We start from the raw sequence: 19,664 nt of genomic DNA on the forward strand, positions 1-19,664 counted from the left end.
TAAATGCAGTCTAGTACACAACAAAACCGTGGTCTTTGAACTGGTTTACAACTCGCTCTTTTAGCGCTCTAGAAGGTCCTTTTTGATTCTCAAGAGGGTATGGAATCCTAAGCTCATGCCACTTTGGGCGGCCTAGCTGATGGAATCCAAGCACGTCAATATGCTCAACAGCATCCCCAAACGAATCGCAAATCTCAGCAACTTTTTCAACGTTTTCTTCGCTGTCTGTAAGACCTGGAACAAGCACAAAACGCACCCAAATCTTCTTACCAGCCTTCGCCAAGCGCTGACCAAAGTCAATAGTTGGCTGAAGCAAGCCGCCAGTTACTTTTTTATACGTTTCTTCAATACCAGATTTAACATCTAGCAAGCAAAGATCAATATCGTCAATCATTTCGTCTGTATAATTGCGATTCAAAAAGCCCGAAGTATCTAAGCAAGTATGCACGCCCATCTCTTTTGCAGCACGAAACACTCTAGATACAAAAGCTGGTTGCATCATGGACTCGCCGCCAGAAAATGTGATTCCGCCGCCTGTTGCCTTAAAAAGACTTTGATAACGGTCAACTTTTTTAATCATTGCATCTAAGTAGACTGGCTTTCCGTCGCGCATTTTCCAAGTATCAGGATTTTGGCAATATTGGCAACGAAGTGGGCAACCGCTCATAAAAACAGTCATACGAGTGCCAGGGCCATCAACAGAAGTGTTAATATCCCACGAATGCACAAACCCAATATCGCCAGTTTTAAGAGCAACTAAGCGGTCTTTTCTGTCTAATCCAATTGGAGATTCAAAACCAGAAAGACCACCCATTAAAGTTTGTCGGGCATACTCTTTTGACTCCTTTAACATGTGCTGAGTCGTAGTGCGAAAAGCTGTGTTTTCAACCATTTACATGCCCTCCTATAACCGTCTTTGGTAATCTTTAAGTCTATTTTATTTGAAAAGCCGCCAGGAGCAAAACCTGCTCACTCCCGGCGGCACTCATAAATCAATCAGAATCAGTCAGTAACTGAACCCTGGTGGAATGTACGAGAAATAACGTCGAGCTGCTGCTCCTTAGTGAGCTTTACAAAGTTCACTGCGTAGCCAGAAACACGAACCGTAAGATGCGGGTACTTTTCTGGGTGCTCAACAGCGTCTTCAAGCTGTTCCTTGCGCAAAACGTTGATGTTTGCGTGGTACAAGCCGTGGCCGTTGCCAGCGTCCAAAATACCAACAAGGTTGCTAATGCGCTCGCCTTCATCTCTACCCAAACCATCTGGAGTAATGGTGTTAGTCAACGAGATACCATCGAGAGCATCGTCATAGTCAATCTTGCCAACAGAGAACATGGATGGAAGCATACCGTGCGAATCCATACCATTTTCTGGGTTTGCACCTGGAGCGTAAGGAGTGCCCTTCTTGTGGCCAGATGGGAAGGAACCAGTGTTCTTGCCGTACTCAACATTAGAAGTAATAGTCAAGATGGACTGAGTTGGAACAGCATTACGGTACACAGGCAAACGCTTTACCTGACCCATAACAGTGCTTACAACCCACTTTGCCAAGTCATCAGCACGATCATCATCGTTACCGTAGATTGGGAACTCGCCAACCGTCTTGTAGCCAACGATTAAGTCGTCGTCTGCGCCTTCGATGTACTCGTACTCGTGGCCTTCTGTATTCTTAGCATCCTTGTTGTAGATTGGGTAAACCTTTGCATACTTTAGAGCAGCCAAGGAATCTGCAGCAATAGACAAGCCAGACATACCGCAACCGAGTGTACGATAGACTTCCCTATCGTGCAAAGCCATCTCAATGGACTCGTATGCGTACTTATCGTGCATGTAGTGGATTATGTTCAAAGCCTCAATGTAGGTTTCGGAAAGCCATTCCAAAGCCTTCTCGTAGTTGGCCTTAACCTTCTCGTAGTCAAGAGTTCCATCAGCTTCTGGCTTGATTGGGTCAATAACGCCCTTATCAATAACCTGCATGCCAGTCATCTCATCGCGGCCACCGTTAATCGCGTAGAGCAAAGCCTTTGCGGAGTTAACGCGTGCAGCGAAGAACTGCATTTGCTTACCAACGCGCATTGGGGAAACGCAGCAAGCAATAGCAGCGTCATCGCCCCAGTGCTCACGAATATCTTTATCGGACTCGTACTGAATTGCAGAAGTGTCGATAGAGATTCGTGCGCAGAAACGCTTGTAGGCTTCTGGAAGCTTTGGATCCCAGAAAATAGTGATGTTTGGCTCTGGACCAGGACCTAGATGCTCAAGAGTCAAAGTGTTGAGCAAACGGAACGAAGTCTTAGTAACAAAGGTGCGACCATCATCGCTGAAGCCTGCATCGGACCAAGTTGCCCAGTATGGATCTCCAGAGAAGATTGCGTCGTAATCCTTAGTGCGCAAGAAGCGTACAATACGAAGCTTCATAACCAATGCATCAATGATTTCCTGAGCATCGGTTTCGTTGATTAATCCAGCCTTCAAATCGCGCTCAAAGTAGCAATCGAAGAATGCGGAAACACGGCCGAAGCTCATTGCAGCGCCATCCTGGCTCTTAACAGAAGCAAGATAGCCCATGTAAGTCCACTGAACAGCTTCCTTAGCGGTTTGAGCTGGGCGGCTCAAATCCAAGCCGTACTCATTACCCAAGTTAATAAGCTGCTTCAAAGCCTTGATTTGCTCATCGTGCTCTTCGCGGAAGCGAATCCAATGCTCAATCTCGGTCTCAGTAAAGTCGTTGCGGTATGGAATAGAATCCTTATCTCGCTTCTTGAACTCAATAAGCATGTTTACGCCGTAAAGAGCCACACGACGATAATCACCAATAATACGACCACGGCCATAAGCGTCTGGCAAACCAGTCAAAATCTTGTTGTGGCGAGCAATCTTAATATTCTTGGTGTAAACACCAAACACGCCATCGTTATGAGTCTTGCGATAAACGGTGAAAATCTTCTTGATTTCTGGATCTACTTCCTTGCCAGCTTCCTTAATGGCCTGCTCAACCATTCGCCAACCGCCGTTTGGCATCATAGCGCGCTTGCAAGGTTCGTCGGTTTGAAGACCTACGATTACGTTATCTACTTCTGGGCTTTCAATGTAGCCTGCTGGCATTGCGTCAATTCCTGCTGGAATATGTGTTTCAACGTCGTATACGCGGCGCTCGCGCTCGACAGCCAAGTAGTTGTCGTCGAGGTACTTCCACATATGCTTAGTTTTTTCGGTAGCGTCTGCCAAGAAAGTCTCATCACCCTCGTATGGAGTGTAATTCTTTAGGATAAAGTCACGAACGTCAATATCTTTTTCCCAATTGCCGCTTGTAAAACCATCCCACGCTTTTGCACGAAGATCCTCTTCGCTGAGAACGGATGCATCCACTGATGCCATATTTGACTCCTTTCGTATCCACGACGCTTCTTCACGTCGCCTTCTCTACTATGTTAGAGCAATGTTTAAACAGTACACGTCGATTTTTGGCATTTTTAACGTGAGTTACCTCACATTTTACTGTTTTTTAGCTTATTTTTAATAAAAATGCTAGTTTGAATCCTCAAACTAGCACATATACAACGCGTAGCGAACGGGCGGTTGCTTGCGACTTTTCCCAAGCTTCACCAATCCGTTCCCAGCCTCCGCCTATTCCCTAAACGCCGTTGTTACTGGAATTCGCCTATCTCTGCCAAACGCAATCGCACTAACTTTTGGCCCTAACGGATACTGCCTACGCTTCCATTCTGCGCGGTCTACAAGCCGAATAACTGTATCAACTGTGCGCTCATCAAAACCATCTGCAAGCAAATCCGCCCTGCCGTGAGCAAACTCAATATGAGCCTCTAACACTTTGTCTAGCAAATCGTATTCTGGCAAAGAATCCGAGTCCTTTTGCCCTGGCCTAAGCTCGGCACTTGGAGGCTTAACAATAGAGTTTACAGGTATAAGAATGCCATCTTTTGGAGCATTTTCTTTAGGATTATTTTCTTTAGAAAAATCTTCACTGCCAGCAATAGGCAACATTCCAAGACCTACGCCATTTTTAGCAGCGCGATTACGCCATCTAGAAAGCGCCCAAACGCGAGTCTTAAACAAATCTTTAATAGGAGCATACCCACCTACCGCATCTCCATAAATCGTAGAATAACCACATGCAAGCTCCGACTTATTGCCAGTAGCTAAAGCCAGCAAACCTTTCGAATTAGAATACGCCATAACAATCACGCCCCTAACTCGCGCTTGCAAATTTTCTGCAGCAACACCTTGCAAATCAAGCTGATTTTGGAATGACTTAAAAAGCGGCTCAATAGGCTGAATATCGTAGTGTGCACCAAGGCGCTTAGCTAAATCGCAAGCATCGTCTTTAGAGCCAAGCGAAGAATACATGCTTGGCATTGAAATTCCCCAAACGTTTTGCCCTCCGCAAGCATCTGCCGCCATAGTTGCAACTAGCGCAGAGTCAATTCCGCCAGAAAGTCCTAAGCAAACGCCCTTAAAGCCGTTTTTACGCATGTAATCTCTAAGTCCTAAAACGCATGCGCAATAAACTTCTTCGTCTGGGTCTAATTTTTGAGCAATTGTCGAGCACTTTTGCACATCTAAATCTGTATTAAAATCAACAAAACTTAAGTCTTGATCAAACATCTTAGAACGCTCAATCAAAGACCCATCTGCGTTTACTACAAAGCTTCCGCCATCAAAAACAAGATCGTCTTGAGCACCAACTTGATTTACGTAAACAAGCGGAGCATTAACCTCTTTTGCGCGCTTTTGAGCCAACTTTAATCGAATATCCGTTTTGCCTTCTTCGTACGGAGAACCGTTGATTGTTACTAAAACATCAATCCCCTCCTTAGAAAGACGCGCAACTGGGCCGCCATCTTGCCAAATATCTTCGCAAATCGCAAATCCTAATTTTGCACCTTTAACGTTTAGAATTCCGCAATCATTTCCAGACGAGAAAATTCTAAATTCGTCAAAAACGCCATAATTTGGCAAGAAATGCTTATCATAAACAAGCGCCACTTTTCCATTGTTAATAACAAGCAAGCGATTTCTTGGCTTACCTAACTCATCGTCTACACCAACCGTTCCAACAACAACGTATAAGTCGCCTAATCCACTATCTTTTAAGCTTTTTGCAAGACTATAAGCAGCATTATTAGCTGCTTTTCTAAAAGTCGCTCGCAAAGCAAGGTCCTCGATTGGATACCCTGTTAGTGTCATCTCTGGAAACACAACAATATCGGCGTTACCACTGCTTGCGTCTTTGCAAAATCGCAATATTTCATCCGTATTTTTGCTTATATTTCCAACGCAAGTGTCAATTTGAGCTAAAGCTAAACGCAAAGAAGTCATGTTTTTATTATAAGCCATATTGAATAAGCCATATCATTTTAAATCCTTCTAAAACAAAAAGATTGCAAAACGCCACGCCAAAACAATAAGGAAAAACAAAAAATCAAGCCCTAAATGCAAAAAATAATTGTTGATTATCTTATTGATTTTATTAGCTTTACTAACTCGTCATAAATTATACAAATAGAAAATAGGTAGCGAAGAGGCTGCAAAATCGCATATATTGATATTCCGTTGCTAAGAAACAAAATAATCAACGAACAAAAAACATTAAAGGACAAGGGGAAAAACATGAAAATCACAAAAAAGAACACAAAGATTATTGCAGCTTTTACAGCACTAACTGCGATTTTGGGTCTTTCGCTAAGCGCATGCGGATCTTCTGCAAATGGAGCAACTAAAGACGATAAAGTGATTAAGGTTGCAGCTTCCCCAACTCCTCACAGCGATATTTTGAACAAAGTAGTTAAGCCGATTTTGCAAAAGCAAGGCTATAAGTTGGTTGTTAAGGAATTTACTGATTACGTGCAACCAAATACTGCTGTAGAAGAAGGCGAAGCAGACGCAAACTACCATCAGCATTTGCCATACTTAGATAACTTTAATAAAGAAAGAGGAACGCATATTATTTCTATTGCTGGAATCCACTTTGAGCCATTTGGACTTTACCCAGGAAAAACTAAAACAATTAAGGACTTAAAAGATGGCGCAACAGTTGCTGTTCCTAGCGATCCAACCAACGAAGCTCGCGCACTTCTTCTTTTGCAAGACGCAGGTCTTCTTAAGCTAAAGAATCCAAAGGATGTTAACTCAACCAAGAAGGATATTGTTTCTAATCCAAAGAATCTAAAGTTTAAGGAAATAGACGCCTCTTTGGTTCCAACAGTTGTTAAAGACGTTGATTTAGCTGCTCTAAACGGAAACTACGCTATTCAAGCTGGATTTAACCCAATTAAAGATCCTCTTACAAGCGAAAAAGTTGGAGGCGTTGCTGCTAAAACATACGAAAACATTATTGCTGTTAAGAAGGGCTCCGAAAAGCTTGCTAAAATCAAGGCTCTTATTAAGGCACTAAAAACCGACGCAGTTCGTGATTTTATAAATAAAAACTACAACGGCGCTGTTTTGCCAGTGTTTTAACGTGACTACAGCGTTTAATCGCAAATAAAAAAAAAGAGACATGTGCCTCTAAAAAACTAGAGGCACGTGCCTCATATTTGTTTTACAATTCGTTCTACAATCGGTGGAAAAATGATTCAGATTGAACATCTTTATAAGACTTATTCAAGCGGCAAAACTAAGCACGAAGCGCTTAAAGACATTAATTTGACTATTGAATCGGGAGAAGTCTTTGGAATTTTAGGGTCTTCGGGAGCTGGAAAATCTTCGCTAGTTAGATGCATAAACCTTCTAGAAAGACCTACGAGCGGAAAAGTTGTAATAGACGGAAAAGATATTACAGATGCTAAAAATCGCGATTTATCTAATATCAGGTCAAATATTGGCATGATTTTCCAAAACTTTAGTCTTTTTCAGCAGCGAACCGTATTGCAAAATGTGACTTTTCCTTTGGAACTAAACCACACGAATAAAAACGAACGAGAAGAGCGAGCAAAATATTTGCTTGACTTAGTTGGATTAAAAGATTTAGCAAACCGCTACCCTATTCAGCTTTCTGGCGGCCAGCAGCAACGTGTTGCTATTGCGCGAGCGCTTGCTAACAATCCTTCGATAATGCTTTGTGACGAAGCTACAAGCGCATTGGATTCAACAACTACAGCGCAAATACTTGACTTGCTTAGAAGAATTAACCGAGATCTTAACGTTACATTGGTTATTATTACTCACTCTCTTGCAGTTGCACGCAATATTTGCGATAGAGTTGCAATGATTGACGGCGGAAAAATCGTAGAAATCGGCGATACTTCAACGCTTTTCAAGAATCCGCAAAGCAATATTCTAAAAACACTTATTGCAAACGAAAATGTTGAAAATCATAGAGATAACAGCAAAAACATCAGCAACAGCAACGAAAACAGCGAGGTGAAATAAAATGCCAGAAAATATTTCACAATTTATAGACGAATATGGAGAACTAATTATTGAAGGCACAAAAGACACAATTGTTATGACTTCAATATCTACATTATTTGCATACGTAATAGGACTTCCAATAGGAGTTCTTCTTATAACAAGCGCAAAGCAAGGAATTTGCAAAAACGCGCTGCTTAACACTGTTTTAGGAAGCATTGTAAACGTTGTTCGATCTATTCCGTTTATAATTTTGCTTGTTGCTATAATCCCACTTACAAGGCTTATTGTTGGAACATCTTTAGGTGTTCCAGGAGCAATTGTTCCGCTTGTTATAACAGCTGCGCCATTCGTAGCGCGAATTGTTGAGCAATCTTTGGCAGAAGTTGACGGAAGTCTTATAGAAGCTGCTCAAAGTTTTGGAGCAAGCAACACACAAATCGTGTTCAAAGTATTGCTTTTTGAAAGTTTACCTTCGCTAATTCGCGGAGCAGCATTAACGTTTATTACGCTTTTTGGATTCTCAGCAATGGCTGGAACAGTTGGCGCAGGAGGACTTGGAGATATTGCGATTCGCTACGGATATCAGCGTTATCAATACGACGTTATGAGCGCAGCAGTAATTTTGTGCATTATTCTTGTGCAATTAGTGCAAAGCATTGGAGATTTAATATCCAACAAAATCAACCATCACGAGCGCTAATATTAATCAAAATAAACAATAAACAGTCTTTAATGTATGGGAGAATCGCAATATGACACTTATTAATATGCATACGTCTGAAGGCGATATAAAGATTAATCTTTTTGACGATAAAGCGCCTATTACAGTAAAAAATTTCGTTGACTTGGCAACTGGCGCAAAAGAATGGGTAGATCCTTTTAGCGGCGAAAAGTCTAATGAGCCTTTCTACAATGGCTTAACTTTCCACAGAATTATTAAAGACTTTATGATTCAAGGCGGATGCCCTCTTGGAAACGGAATGGGCGGCCCTGGCTACGAATTTGACGACGAGATTGACCCATCGCTAAAGTTCGATAAGCCATATTTGCTCGCAATGGCAAATGCTGGAAAGCAACGCGGACGCGATGGCCGCTTGCATGGCACGAATGGATCGCAATTCTTTATAACAACTGTTCCAACTCCTTGGCTTGATGGCCATCATACAATTTTTGGAGAAGTCGTAGATGATGAGTCTAAAGCTGTTGTAGACAAGCTAGAATCTGTTCCAACAGATAGGTCTGACGCTCCACTAGAGCCAGTTGGAATCGTATCCATTGATGTTATTAAGTAAAAACATTAGCTAAAATAAAGCAAAAATAGTATAAAAATTGCAATAATAAAACTTCCAGCCAAAGCATTATTTGACTGGAAGTTTTATTGTTTAGTTGCGCTTTAGCTACGATTTAGTTACTGTTTAGTCGCAGCTTAATCGCGTTCCATTTTTCTAAGTCGCGGTTCCGCACTATCTTTTGCACCCGTAATTCTATAAACGTCAAAAACGCCATCAATCTTACGAATTGCAGCAAGAAGAGTGTTCAAATGTTGAGGATCTGCCATTTCGAACGTAAATTGGCTTGTAGCAACGCGATCGTCTCCAGTAGCAATCGTTCCCGAAAGAATATTTACGCCATGATCCGAAAGAACTCGTGTAACATCCGAAAGCAAATGCTGACGATCCAAAGCCTCTACTTGAACTTTAACAAGGAACAAGCCTTTATCACTAGTCCATTGCACAGGAATAACACGCTCCGATTGCGACTTTTGCAAATCAATCATATTCTGGCAATCCGTTCTATGAACAGAAACACCCTGATTTCTTGTTATAAAGCCAACAATGTCATCTCCTGGAACAGGCATGCAACAGCGCGCAAGCTTAACCCAAACGTCTCCAACACCCTTTACAGAAACGCCAAGAACGCCGTTAGACTTGCGATTACGCTCTGCCCTTCTAAGCGGAAGCGCCTCTTCTTGCGCTTCTTCTGCTACTTCTTCACTTCCCGCATCTTTAACAAGACGAGAAATAACATTTTGCGTAGAAACTTGACCTTCGCCAATCGCAGCATAAACAGCTTCTACGTTAGCAGTAATATTAAGCTCTTCTGCAACGCCTATTAACGCCTGCGGAGTGAGCAAAGTAGACAAAGGCAAGTTACGTTTACGCATAGCGCGCGTAAGCTCGTCTTTACCCTCTTCAATGGCCTCTGAACGGCGTTCCTTGCTAAACCATTGCCTAATCTTATTTCTAGCTCTAGGACTTTTTACAAAGCTGAGCCAATCTCTAGAAGGGCCAGCAGTATCGGACTTAGACGTAAGAACTTCTACAGTGTCTCCGTTGTTAAGCTTTGTATCTAGCGGAACAAGCTTTCCATTTACGCGAGCGCCCATCATTCTGTGTCCAACTTCTGTATGCACAGAATAAGCAAAGTCAACTGGCGTTGCATCTTGCGGAAGAGCAACAATACTCCCCTTTGGAGTAAACACGTAGACTTCTGAAGCTCCAAGATCTTGCTTTAAGGATCCTAGAAATTCGTCGGAATCTGGCGTTTCGCTGGTCCAATCTGCAAGCTGCTGAATCCACTTTAAGTTATCTAATTCGCTAAGCTCTTTGTTCTCTTCTTGCTCGCGCTTAACATCACCCTTATCTGGCTTGCTTAAAGCTCGACCAGCTTGGCCGTTCGCTTTGTACTTCCAGTGTGCAGCAATACCAAACTCAGCACGCCTATGCATATCCCATGTGCGAATTTGAATCTCAACAGGCTTTCCACCAGGGCCTACAACAGTAGTGTGCAAGCTTTGATACATATTTAGCTTAGGAGTAGCAATGTAGTCCTTAAATCGGCCTGGAACAGGGCTCCAACGCGCGTGAACTGCGCCAAGAGCCGCATAACAGTCTCGAATAGAATCAACGATTATTCTAACGCCTACAAGGTCGTAGATATTTTCAAAATCGTGGCCGCGAACAATCATCTTTTGGTAAATTGAAAAGTAATCTTTTGGACGCCCCTTAACAGAAGCTTTTACTCGCTGCTGACTTAAATCTTCGTTGATTTCTTCTAGGATTTGACGCAAGTAGACTTCTCGCTGGCCAGCTCTTCTAGCAACTAACACTACGATTTCGTTGTAAATCTTAGGGTACAAAACCTTAAAGCTTAGCTCTTCAAGCTCTGTTTTAATGGCATTCATGCCGAGTCGATTTGCAAGAGGAGCGTAAACATCTAAAGTTTCTCGAGCTTTTTTATGCGAGCTAGACGCCTTAACGTACCTCCACGTACGCGCATTATGTAATCGATCTGCAAGTTTTACTACTAACACTCGCACATCTCGGCTCATTGCAACAACCATTTTGCGAATTGTTTCTGCTTGAGCGCTTTCGCCGTACTCCATATTGGATATTTTTGTAACGCCATCTACAAGGCCAGCAACCGTGTCTCCAAAGTCTGCTCTGCACTCTTCTAGCGTGTAATCTGTGTCTTCTACAGTATCGTGCAATAATCCTGCTGCAACAACAATCGATCCCATTCCAAGATCAGCTAAAATTTGAGCTACAGCAAGAGGGTGAATAATGTACGGCTCTCCCGATTTACGCCTTTGACCCGTATGCTGTTTTACGGCTCTTTTATACGCCTTATGCAAAATATCCATGTTTTCATCGGGATGATGCCACTTGCACATTTGCAATATAGGACGCAATGGGTCTCGCATATCTTCGCTAATTTCACACCCGAGCATATTAGCGCCTTTAATATCTTCTTGAGATTCTCCCATTGAATGTCACCTCATTGCACGCCAGTAGAGCCAAATCCTTTAGTGGATCTATCGGAGCCTGGAAGCTGACTTGCTTCAACAAACCTAGCTTCAACATAACGTTGAATAACAAGCTGAGCTATGCGATCTCCACGATTAAATTGCACAGTATTATTTGGATCCATATTGATTAATGGAACCTTAATCTCTCCACGATACCCAGCATCAATCGTTCCTGGAGCATTAAGAACAGTAACACCCTGTTTTACAGCTAAACCAGAACGCGGATGAACCAAAGCCACGTATCCAGCAGGCAAGGCGATTGCAACGCCAGTCGGCACTAGAGCACGCTCAAATGGACGCAATGTAACGTCTTGCGTAGTTCGCAAATCCGCTCCAGCATCTCCAGCATGGGCGTAAGAAAGATGCTCCATTGCAGCCTGGCTATCTGTTCCATCGTTCAAATATTTAATAAGAACTTCCACCTGCTCTGGGCCCGTATAGGTATCATCGTAAGCCATTAAGCTGCGCACTCCTTGCAAATTGGTTGACCGTCTTGAGACATTTGAGCGAGCTGGCTTCTGTGCTTTACAAGGAAGCATTCGGAGCAAATGAACTCATCACCTTGCATTGGTATTACTGTAACAGATGCATCTTCGTTGCTAAGATCTGCGCCTGGCAACTCGTAATCTTCTGCAATAGCGTTTTCGTCATCGTCTATATCGTTTGCAGAACTTTGAGAGCCTTTGCTCAATGCTTCCAACGACTCCTCGTCTTCGTCTTTACTACGAGGAGAATCATAATCCTGTGCCATTATGGTCCTTTCGTTTTTAAGATTACTTATTGCTTAAAACTACTTTTCTACTTTATTTATAGCGATTAGCACTATTTATAGCAATTAGTCTAAATCTACCTACGCGCATAGCATACATGAAAGCTACCCCGCATAGAATACTCGCTTTTTTATTAATAGAAAATGGCAAAGAAGGCATACTATGGACTAAAGTATGTTATAAGTATCGTTAAAAGCGAGGAAAGTGGTGCGCAATGCTTGAAAATCCGCCAAAAGAGGCGAGTTTCGATCATGTGGATAATAATGGCGATTTAATTTTTATTTTTGAAAACACGCCGTTAAAAATTCATGTTGACGACACGCTGGAGCGCGCAATCGCCGAGTCGAAAAAACTAACAAATGTTGATGGACGTAATCAAAATACAGTTAACTCGACTGGCAAATCGGACGATTCGCCAAATGCAACTACAGCAACTCTGCCTATATCTCAAATTCAAGCTTTAATACGCGCTGGATTAGAACCAGAACATGTTGCAAAGCGCTACAACGTAAGCGAATCTCAAGTTAGACGATTCTCAAGCGGAGTAGAAACCGAAAAGCAATATGCTATTGAACAATTCTTGACTGTTCCAGCGCCTAAACAAAGCAATATGCGAACTCTTTCGGATTTAATTGAGCGCACTCTTGCAAAAGCGCATATTGGAATGGAAACAGTAAAGTGGCGTGCCACAAGACGCGGACTTGAGCCATGGCTTATAACAGCAGAATTCAACACTGCTACTCGCACAATAAAAGCCGAGTGGACTTGGAACATGCACGATAACTCCGTTGCTTGCGCTAATCCTTCTGCAAGATTGTTACTTGGCGAAGAAGTTATGAATAATGATTCTTCCAAAAAGTCGCAATTTGGCGGAACTTATAGAGATACTGTAAGCATTAGCTTCCCATTTGCAAACGAAGATCTTCCAGGAAACTCAATTCGTTCTGCAAGAATAGAGCGCGCTGTTTCTCAATGGGAATCGAGGAATAGTGAGAACCTTGCAAATGTTGCAAATGTTGCAATGCAAGCGCAAAATGCAAAAAATGAGCAAGACCAAAATGCGCAAAACGCAAACGCACAAAACGCACAAGAACAATACAATGCGAATAAATCACTAGACCAAAATAACGCAAATCCTTTAGATTCTTTGCAAAGCTACGAGCAAAACAATAATCTAAGTACTTTAGTTGCAAATAGCGAGAACCAAGTGGATGCAAATGCTGTATCTAACAGTATAAATGCCGTACAAATCGCATCGAATATAGCAAACTCGTCCAATTCCGATTTGAGCAAATCTAGCAACAATTCAGATGCGCTTTTTAGTGACGACTCTAGTTCTAACAATGACTCGAGTATCGAAAAAGCAAAACAAGAAGATAATCACATTCAAGCAGACAAAACTGTTTCGATAGAAACGCCAAAGTCTGCGCAAACGCCAAAGTCTGCTAAAGCGCGCGCAAACGAACATTCTAAAGCCAAAAAGAGCAGCCGTGCAGCTGTTCCTAGCTGGGATGAGATTCTTTTTGGCGAAGGATGATAAGGATGATTTAGCGTAAATTAAGCTATATCAACTAAGCACGGAATATCCATTTCCATTGCGCTCATAGAGCCATGAACACTCGGCAAGTTCATGGCTTTTTCTGTTTCGATTCTAGAATCAACGATTGTTACAGATGACTTTGCTTGAACAAGAACATCTCCAATAACGCTTAGCGCAAGCGAGCTGACTTCTCCAAAAACGCCATCTTTAACAGCTTGCTCTTTAGTTCTAACACGCGCTTTATCTTGCAAAACATTAGTCCACCTTAACGCAATGTCTTCTGGATTTGCGCCATCTTCCGCGTAAAGCATAACAGACCTAGGCTCTCCCCCAACAAGCTTAACTCCTTTAGTAAGACGACTATCTTTTGCAATATCTATTTTCAAATCTGGATTTGACTCAATCATTCCATGGTCTGCCGTAATAACGATTAGAGTTCCTTTTTGACAATTTTTTCTTAAAAGATTTAATTGTGCGTCTATCTGCTCAAAAATAGAAACCCAATTCTCGGATTCCCAACCATAATTATGCCCGATTTTGTCAATATCCCTAAGATACAAATACGTTAGACCAGGCGTTTTAGTGCTATTTGCAGCGTTCATAATTCTCGCTCTAGCAGTTGTTCCGCTTATAAATTTAGCTCCTCTAAAAGCTGCTTGAGTTAAAGGAGAATCCTCAAATTTTGAAAGACTTACGTGATTCGCTCTAACACCCAAGCTAGAAAGCGACTCGAATATTGTAGGCTGACGCTGCAAATCTAATGGATTTGGAGCATCCCTAAATTGGATTAATTGAGATAATGCACCAGTTTTGGGATTTTTTTGAGTGTATCCTGTCATTGCAGTAAGACCAGGGCAAGTTCCAGTGCCAAAAGTGGCCATTGCTGCAACTGTAGTACTAGGAACGCAAGTTGTTATAGGTCGCTGATTTGCAGTGTTGTTAAGAAGAGTACGCAAATATGGAGCATGACCTTTTCTAATAGCAAGATTCCAATATCCAAGACCATCCACAAGCACAACAACAGCACTTTTTACTTTAGGAAACCCAAACAAATCTCGCAAAGAATCAGGATTTTTATGGATTTGTGTGCAAATTGGCGATCCTATAGAAGCACTAAGAGCTGGAAGAATCGAAGATAGATGAAGAGCAAATTTAGGATTATTATATGCGTCACGGATTTTGCTACTTTCAACAAACTTCAACAAGTCATCCAATTGTGGAATCTCAATAGTCATAAGCTACATTGTAGTTAAAAAAGACTACATTAAAGTTAAATTCGAGTTAGCGCTAAAGTTAGATTCAAATCATAAGAAATAACGCAAGAAATAACGCAAGAAAAATCACCACTAAAATGGCAATTAAAATCACAAGAAAAATAAGCATTTAATAAACATTTGTGCATATAAATTGGTATTATAAAGGCTTGTAAGTCACTTCAAGGAGTTCAAAATCATGCCTTCACGCAGCAAGTCAACAAAACCAGCCTTCGACCCTAGAAAGGTTAAAGAAAACATTGTTGAAACGCCGCTTAACGAAGAGATGAGCAAATCTTTCCTGGAATACGCATACTCTGTGATTTACGCGCGCGCATTGCCAGACGCAAGAGACGGAATGAAGCCAGTACAGCGCAGAATCGTGTACCAAATGGGAAACATGAATCTTACGCCAGATCACGCGTATATGAAGTCTGCTCGCGTTGTAGGCGAAGTTATGGGAAAGCTGCATCCGCATGGAGATTCCGCGATTTACGAAGCAATGGTGCGATTGGCTCAGCCATTTTCTCTTAGACTCCCTTTGGTTGACGGTCATGGAAACTTTGGTTCCTTAGACGACGGCCCTGCAGCATCCAGGTACACAGAAGCGCGACTAGCTCCAGCAGCGCTTGGAATGAATGCAGACATAAACGAAGACACTGTTGACTTTGCTCCAAACTACGATAATAAGCTAAAAGAGCCAACAGTTTTGCCTGCTGCTATACCAAACTTGCTTGTAAACGGAGCTTCTGGAATCGCAGTTGGAATGGCTACAAATATGGCTACTCACAATCTTGGAGAAGTTGTAGCTGCAGCGAAATACGTTATGAAGCACCCAAATGCTACTCTAGACGATTTAATGCAAATAGTTCCAGGCCCAGACTGGCCAGGCGGCGGCATAATTATTGGCCGCAGCGGAATCCGCGAAGCGTACGAAACTGGAAGAGGCGCTTTTACAACTAGATCAAAAACGCATATTGAAAACGTTACAGCGCGCAAAAAGGCGATTATTGTTACAGAATTGCCATTTATGGTTGGACCGGAACGCGTGCTCGAACGCATATCTCAAGGTATAAAAGCGCGCAAACTAGACGGAATATCTGGAGCAATCGACTTAACAGATAGACATAACGGAACGCGAATCGTAATCGAAATAAAAACAGGATTCGACCCAAACGCTGTTCTTGCGCAACTTTTTAAGCACACTCCACTGCAAGAAAGCTTTACGATTAACAATGTTGCGCTAGTAGACGGCAGGCCGCACACAATGGGTCTTCGCGAGCTTCTAGATGTGTGGATTTCGCACAGAAGAACCGTTATTAGAAGGCGCAGCGAATTTAGACTAAACAAAGCCAAAGAGAGATTGCACCTTGTAGAAGGATTGCTTCTTGCAATGCTAGACATTGACGAAGTAATTCAAGTAATTAGGTCTTCCGAAGACGCAGAAACTGCAAAATCAAAGCTTATTAGCGTATTTGATTTAGACGAGATTCAAGCGCAATACATTCTTGACCTAAGGCTTAGAAGACTTACAAAAATGAGTCGAATCGAGCTAGAAGGCGAAAAAAACGACTTATTGCAAAAAATAGATGAGCTTAACGAGATTCTAAGCTCTGCAAATCAGCTAGACAAAGTTGTGATTGCAGAGATGGATTATGCTGTAAAACAGTGGGATACTCCTCGCAGAACAATTCTTTTAGACGAGCAAGAAGACGGCAGCTTTACGCCTGTTTGCACTAAAAACACTAAAGTTACAAACAATGATTTAGCAATGGACGCAGTTATTGCAGCAAATAAGATTACAAGCACTCAAGCAGATGTAGCAGCAGCTGCACTAGCTGCCAAAAAGTCTGGAAGCAGCGATGCGTCTGCAATAGCTTTGCAATTAAGCGACGATCCATGCGCTGTAGCTTTGAGCACATCTGGGCTTATAGCAAGAACAAGCGTTGAAACATTTAATAGATGGAAATCACATTCTTCAAATGTTTTTGATACTCCATGCTTAAGCCTGTTTGAAACAACAACGCGCGCAAACTACGCTTTAATAACATCCGCAGGGCGATTAGTAATAGCGCATGTTGCAGATTTGCCACACTTAAATCAAGGAAACGAAGACGTTCTAGAATCGCTTTCTAATGGAGTTAACGCAAGCGAATTGCTAACTTCCACTCAAAGCACAGACCCGATTAGAGGAGAAAAAGTCGTAGCTGCTATTGCATTAGGCGAATCTGATTCTAAAACTCCTACATCTTCTAAAACTCCTCTTGCAATCGGAACAAAGAATGGCGTTGTAAAACGATGGAATTTTGAGTCGCCAACAACAATGGATTCCTGGAGCATTATTGACTTAAAAGATAATGATTCAGTAATCGGCGCAGCTCTTGCAAAAGACGAAGACAGGATTGTGTTTATAAGCAGCGACTCTTCCCTACTTACATTCGACGCCAAACAAGTGCGAGCGCAGGGGCGAAGCTCTGCTGGAATGGCAGGAATTAGACTTAATGAAGGATGCGTTGTTTCTGCCTTTGCTGTAGTTGCTAAAAATGATGTTGAATGGAACTACGAAGAGGGCGAAAACGGACTATTTTCTGCTTCTGGAAGCGTAGTATTCACTCTTGCTGGAGACAGTGACGCGCTTGCTGGAACAGAAAACGGAGCTGCAAAGATTACACCGCTAGAAATGTATCCTACAAAGGGTCGCGGCACGGGAGGCGTACGATCACAGCGATTCCTTAAGGGGCAAAACACGCTTTTGGCAGCATACGTTGGGAATTATCCGCTTTACGCGACTACACAACGCGGAGCGAACGTGGAACTACCTAAGCCAGATATGCGAAGAGACGCTTCGGGAACTGAGCTTGTTTCCCCAATTGCGCATATTGGGTAGTTACGCTGTGTAGTTACGCCATTTACGCAATTGTTTCGATGGATGCTAAAGTTGCAATTTTCGTAACTAGTTTTTGCGAGCATGCTTGGAATAGCTACGGAGTGATTTTCTAGCTCCTAAAAGTACGAAAATTCCTGCAAACACAGATGCAAACAAAGAATTCATGGCCATAGCCACTGAAGAGCCAGTTTCAGGCAAATGCTTAGCAGAATTAGCTTGAATCTGCATTTTCAATGGCGCTTCATCTTGTTTCTTTACATCAAACGAATAATCTTGATTCTTTGTATATTCTTGCCCATGCGAAGGAACAAAATCTGTAATAGGCGTAGAATCTGGAGCTGGAGTTTGCTCTTCATCCGTCTCTGGCGCAGGATTTGGCGTTGGCGTTGGCACAGGCGTTGGAATCGGAGCAGGAGCTGGCTTAGGTGTATAAATAGCATAAACCGTCATATCACTTTTTACTGAAGTTTGATCAGTAAATATTTTGCTTTTATCCTTACCTGTAGAGTCGGCATTCCACTCTACAAAAGTATAACCTTCTTTAGATGGTGCCGATGGCATCATCTGACCTGCAACACTGTTTTCACTTATGCTTTTGCCTTCCTTAACTTGCACAGAAGCATAATTAGAATTATTGCCATCTACAAAGGTAACAGTGTAGATCTTAGCCTTAGGAACGATTTTGTAGGTAAAGTGCGAAATACCAATTATCCTAAATTGTCTGTTGATAATATCGTAAAACAGGCACTGACCTTCAAGTGTCCCAGGTTTTACTGCTATATATTTGCCTTCTTTATTCTTCTTAAAGTAAGATGAACTTTCAATTTGTACTGGACTACCGTTTTCTTTGAATCCCTCTATGACACTGATTGTATGATTAGAGTTTTCCTGCGTAATTGTAATAGGTCTCTTGTACTCCTCTCCTACTTCAATAGTGAAAGTTCCTGGATTCTGGTTATCAAATACAGAATCGCTTTTTTGTGGATTATTAGATGGGAATAATTGATAATTCCCTAAATTACCTTTTACAACAATTTCAGAAATTTTATTACCTTGGAAAGCAACACTACCAACTCCAGCAAGATAATACGGATTAGTATCTGTATCGTGCTCTTTTCCCTTATCATCAATTACACCTTCAAACACAACTTTTTCAATTTCATTAGCTACAAAAGCGCCATTATGTATTGAAATTACACTTTTCGGAATAGTAACAGTTCCCTTAATTTTATTCCAACCGAAAGCGCCATATTCTATAATCTTAAGAGACTGTGGAAGAGTTACGCCTTCAATATAAGTTTCGCCATCAATGTGTTCATGTTTATTTCCAACTTGTGTTGCACTTCCAGTAAAAGCACATTCATGAATAACTTCAATGCCTTCAGGAATAACTATGTGATGATTTTTCTTAAGCTTTGCAAGGCCTTTGGCATTAAGTCCTGGAACAATAACATTTTCTGTACCAGATGGTTTTCCATCATGATCAGTAACAGTAATATCTTTCCTGTACCCAATCTGTTTGCCGTCAGGGGTGATGTTAAAGTCATCACGCGTCCAAGTTAAAGATGCATCATCTGTAGTACTTGAATCAGTCGAAGCTTCCCTAGATTCTGCAGATTCAGGTACATTTATACTTCCACGATTATTTGTTGGAAGATTAGTATTGCTTACATCTATAAGAGTTTGCGTAATCTTATTAGTTTCAAAATTTTCAGTATCAGTTACAGATTCAGAAGTTTTAGCAGATTTAGCAGATTTTGTAGTTTCGTTAGTTTTTTCAGTTTCGTTAGAATTTGAAGAGTTAATACTTTCAGAAGGTTTTACGGAAGTGCTATCTAAAGCTCCCCCCCCCCGAGTGTATTAGAAGTTGCGGCAGAAGAATTTACAGACGTATTAGCACCAGAAGAAGCAGCTGACATTTCGGCAGCATTCGCACTTTGCGCCACGCAAAAAGCACACGCAGCAGTAGCAATACCCATCATAGCGCTAGTCAAAATTATATTAGTTCTCTTACTCATTTTTTCCTCTCGCA

Annotated in this window: 13 protein-coding genes and 1 pseudogene; 6 read left to right on the forward strand and 8 right to left on the reverse strand. The window is 41.9% G+C overall.

The genetic code is table 11. The annotated features are described in order from the left end of the window. Positions 1-10: 10 nt before the first annotated feature. From pflA to MAF46_RS02975, 3 genes are all read right to left on the reverse strand, one after another. Complete coding sequence (gene pflA / locus MAF46_RS02965) at positions 11-892, reverse strand: pyruvate formate-lyase-activating protein (RefSeq protein ID WP_004112608.1); 882 nt, start codon at positions 890-892, stop codon at positions 11-13. Between the two features lie 110 nt (positions 893-1,002). Next, the gene (locus MAF46_RS02970) at positions 1,003-3,378 is read right to left on the reverse strand and encodes a formate acetyltransferase (protein ID WP_004132136.1); all 2,376 of its coding nucleotides are present in this window, start codon (positions 3,376-3,378) and stop codon (positions 1,003-1,005) included. 249 nt (positions 3,379-3,627) lie between these two features. Beyond that, entirely contained in the window at positions 3,628-5,340 is a 1,713-nt protein-coding gene (locus MAF46_RS02975) for an NAD+ synthase (protein ID WP_060786025.1), read from the reverse strand. A gap of 291 nt (positions 5,341-5,631) precedes the next feature. On the opposite strand from MAF46_RS02975, the gene MAF46_RS02980 reads away from it, so the two are divergent. The 4 genes from MAF46_RS02980 (at position 5,632) to MAF46_RS02995 (ending at position 8,666) form a co-directional block, all read left to right on the forward strand. Further along, complete coding sequence (locus MAF46_RS02980; RefSeq protein WP_020758567.1) at positions 5,632-6,480, forward strand: MetQ/NlpA family ABC transporter substrate-binding protein; 849 nt, start codon at positions 5,632-5,634, stop codon at positions 6,478-6,480. Positions 6,481-6,591: 111 nt separating this feature from the next. Then, positions 6,592-7,392, forward strand: coding sequence for a methionine ABC transporter ATP-binding protein (locus MAF46_RS02985; RefSeq protein ID WP_060785907.1), 801 nt, complete (start codon positions 6,592-6,594; stop codon positions 7,390-7,392). Position 7,393: 1 nt separating this feature from the next. Then, entirely contained in the window at positions 7,394-8,074 is a 681-nt protein-coding gene (locus tag MAF46_RS02990; protein ID WP_060785906.1) for a methionine ABC transporter permease, read from the forward strand. A gap of 52 nt (positions 8,075-8,126) precedes the next feature. Beyond that, the gene (locus MAF46_RS02995; RefSeq protein ID WP_004132129.1) at positions 8,127-8,666 is read left to right on the forward strand and encodes a peptidylprolyl isomerase; all 540 of its coding nucleotides are present in this window, start codon (positions 8,127-8,129) and stop codon (positions 8,664-8,666) included. A gap of 134 nt (positions 8,667-8,800) precedes the next feature. Here the strand turns inward: MAF46_RS02995 and MAF46_RS03000 are convergent, their stop codons facing one another. Genes MAF46_RS03000 through MAF46_RS03010 form a run of 3 tightly spaced genes read right to left on the reverse strand, consistent with a single transcriptional unit; the run spans position 8,801 to position 11,933 of the window. Then, positions 8,801-11,140, reverse strand: coding sequence for a RelA/SpoT family protein (locus MAF46_RS03000; protein ID WP_060785905.1), 2,340 nt, complete (start codon positions 11,138-11,140; stop codon positions 8,801-8,803). 11 nt (positions 11,141-11,151) lie between these two features. Then, positions 11,152-11,640, reverse strand: coding sequence for a dUTP diphosphatase (gene dut / locus MAF46_RS03005; RefSeq protein ID WP_004132127.1), 489 nt, complete (start codon positions 11,638-11,640; stop codon positions 11,152-11,154). Continuing rightward, positions 11,640-11,933: a DUF4193 domain-containing protein gene (locus tag MAF46_RS03010; protein ID WP_004574584.1), complete on the reverse strand. Its 294-nt coding sequence runs from the start codon at positions 11,931-11,933 to the stop codon at positions 11,640-11,642. The genes dut and MAF46_RS03010 overlap by 1 nt, the downstream gene beginning before the upstream one ends. Positions 11,934-12,166: 233 nt before the next feature. On the opposite strand from MAF46_RS03010, the gene sepH reads away from it, so the two are divergent. After that, the gene (sepH, locus tag MAF46_RS03015) at positions 12,167-13,489 is read left to right on the forward strand and encodes a septation protein SepH (RefSeq protein ID WP_060785904.1); all 1,323 of its coding nucleotides are present in this window, start codon (positions 12,167-12,169) and stop codon (positions 13,487-13,489) included. Positions 13,490-13,509: 20 nt separating this feature from the next. Here sepH and MAF46_RS03020 read toward each other — a convergent pair whose 3' ends face one another. After that, positions 13,510-14,727, reverse strand: coding sequence for an alkaline phosphatase family protein (locus tag MAF46_RS03020; RefSeq protein WP_060785903.1), 1,218 nt, complete (start codon positions 14,725-14,727; stop codon positions 13,510-13,512). A 217-nt stretch (positions 14,728-14,944) separates the two neighbouring features. Between MAF46_RS03020 and MAF46_RS03025 the strand changes: the two genes are divergently transcribed. After that, positions 14,945-17,632 carry a DNA gyrase/topoisomerase IV subunit A gene (locus tag MAF46_RS03025; protein WP_060785902.1) on the forward strand — a complete coding sequence of 896 codons (2,688 nt, stop codon included), beginning with the start codon at positions 14,945-14,947 and terminating at the stop codon, positions 17,630-17,632. Between the two features lie 66 nt (positions 17,633-17,698). Here MAF46_RS03025 and MAF46_RS03030 read toward each other — a convergent pair. Then, a pseudogene (locus MAF46_RS03030) lies at positions 17,699-19,650 on the reverse strand (InlB B-repeat-containing protein). Positions 19,651-19,664 lie beyond the last annotated feature (14 nt).

The sequence above is a fragment of the Gardnerella pickettii genome (assembly GCF_029226345.1).
GTDB classification, from domain to species: domain Bacteria; phylum Actinomycetota; class Actinomycetes; order Actinomycetales; family Bifidobacteriaceae; genus Bifidobacterium; species Bifidobacterium piotii.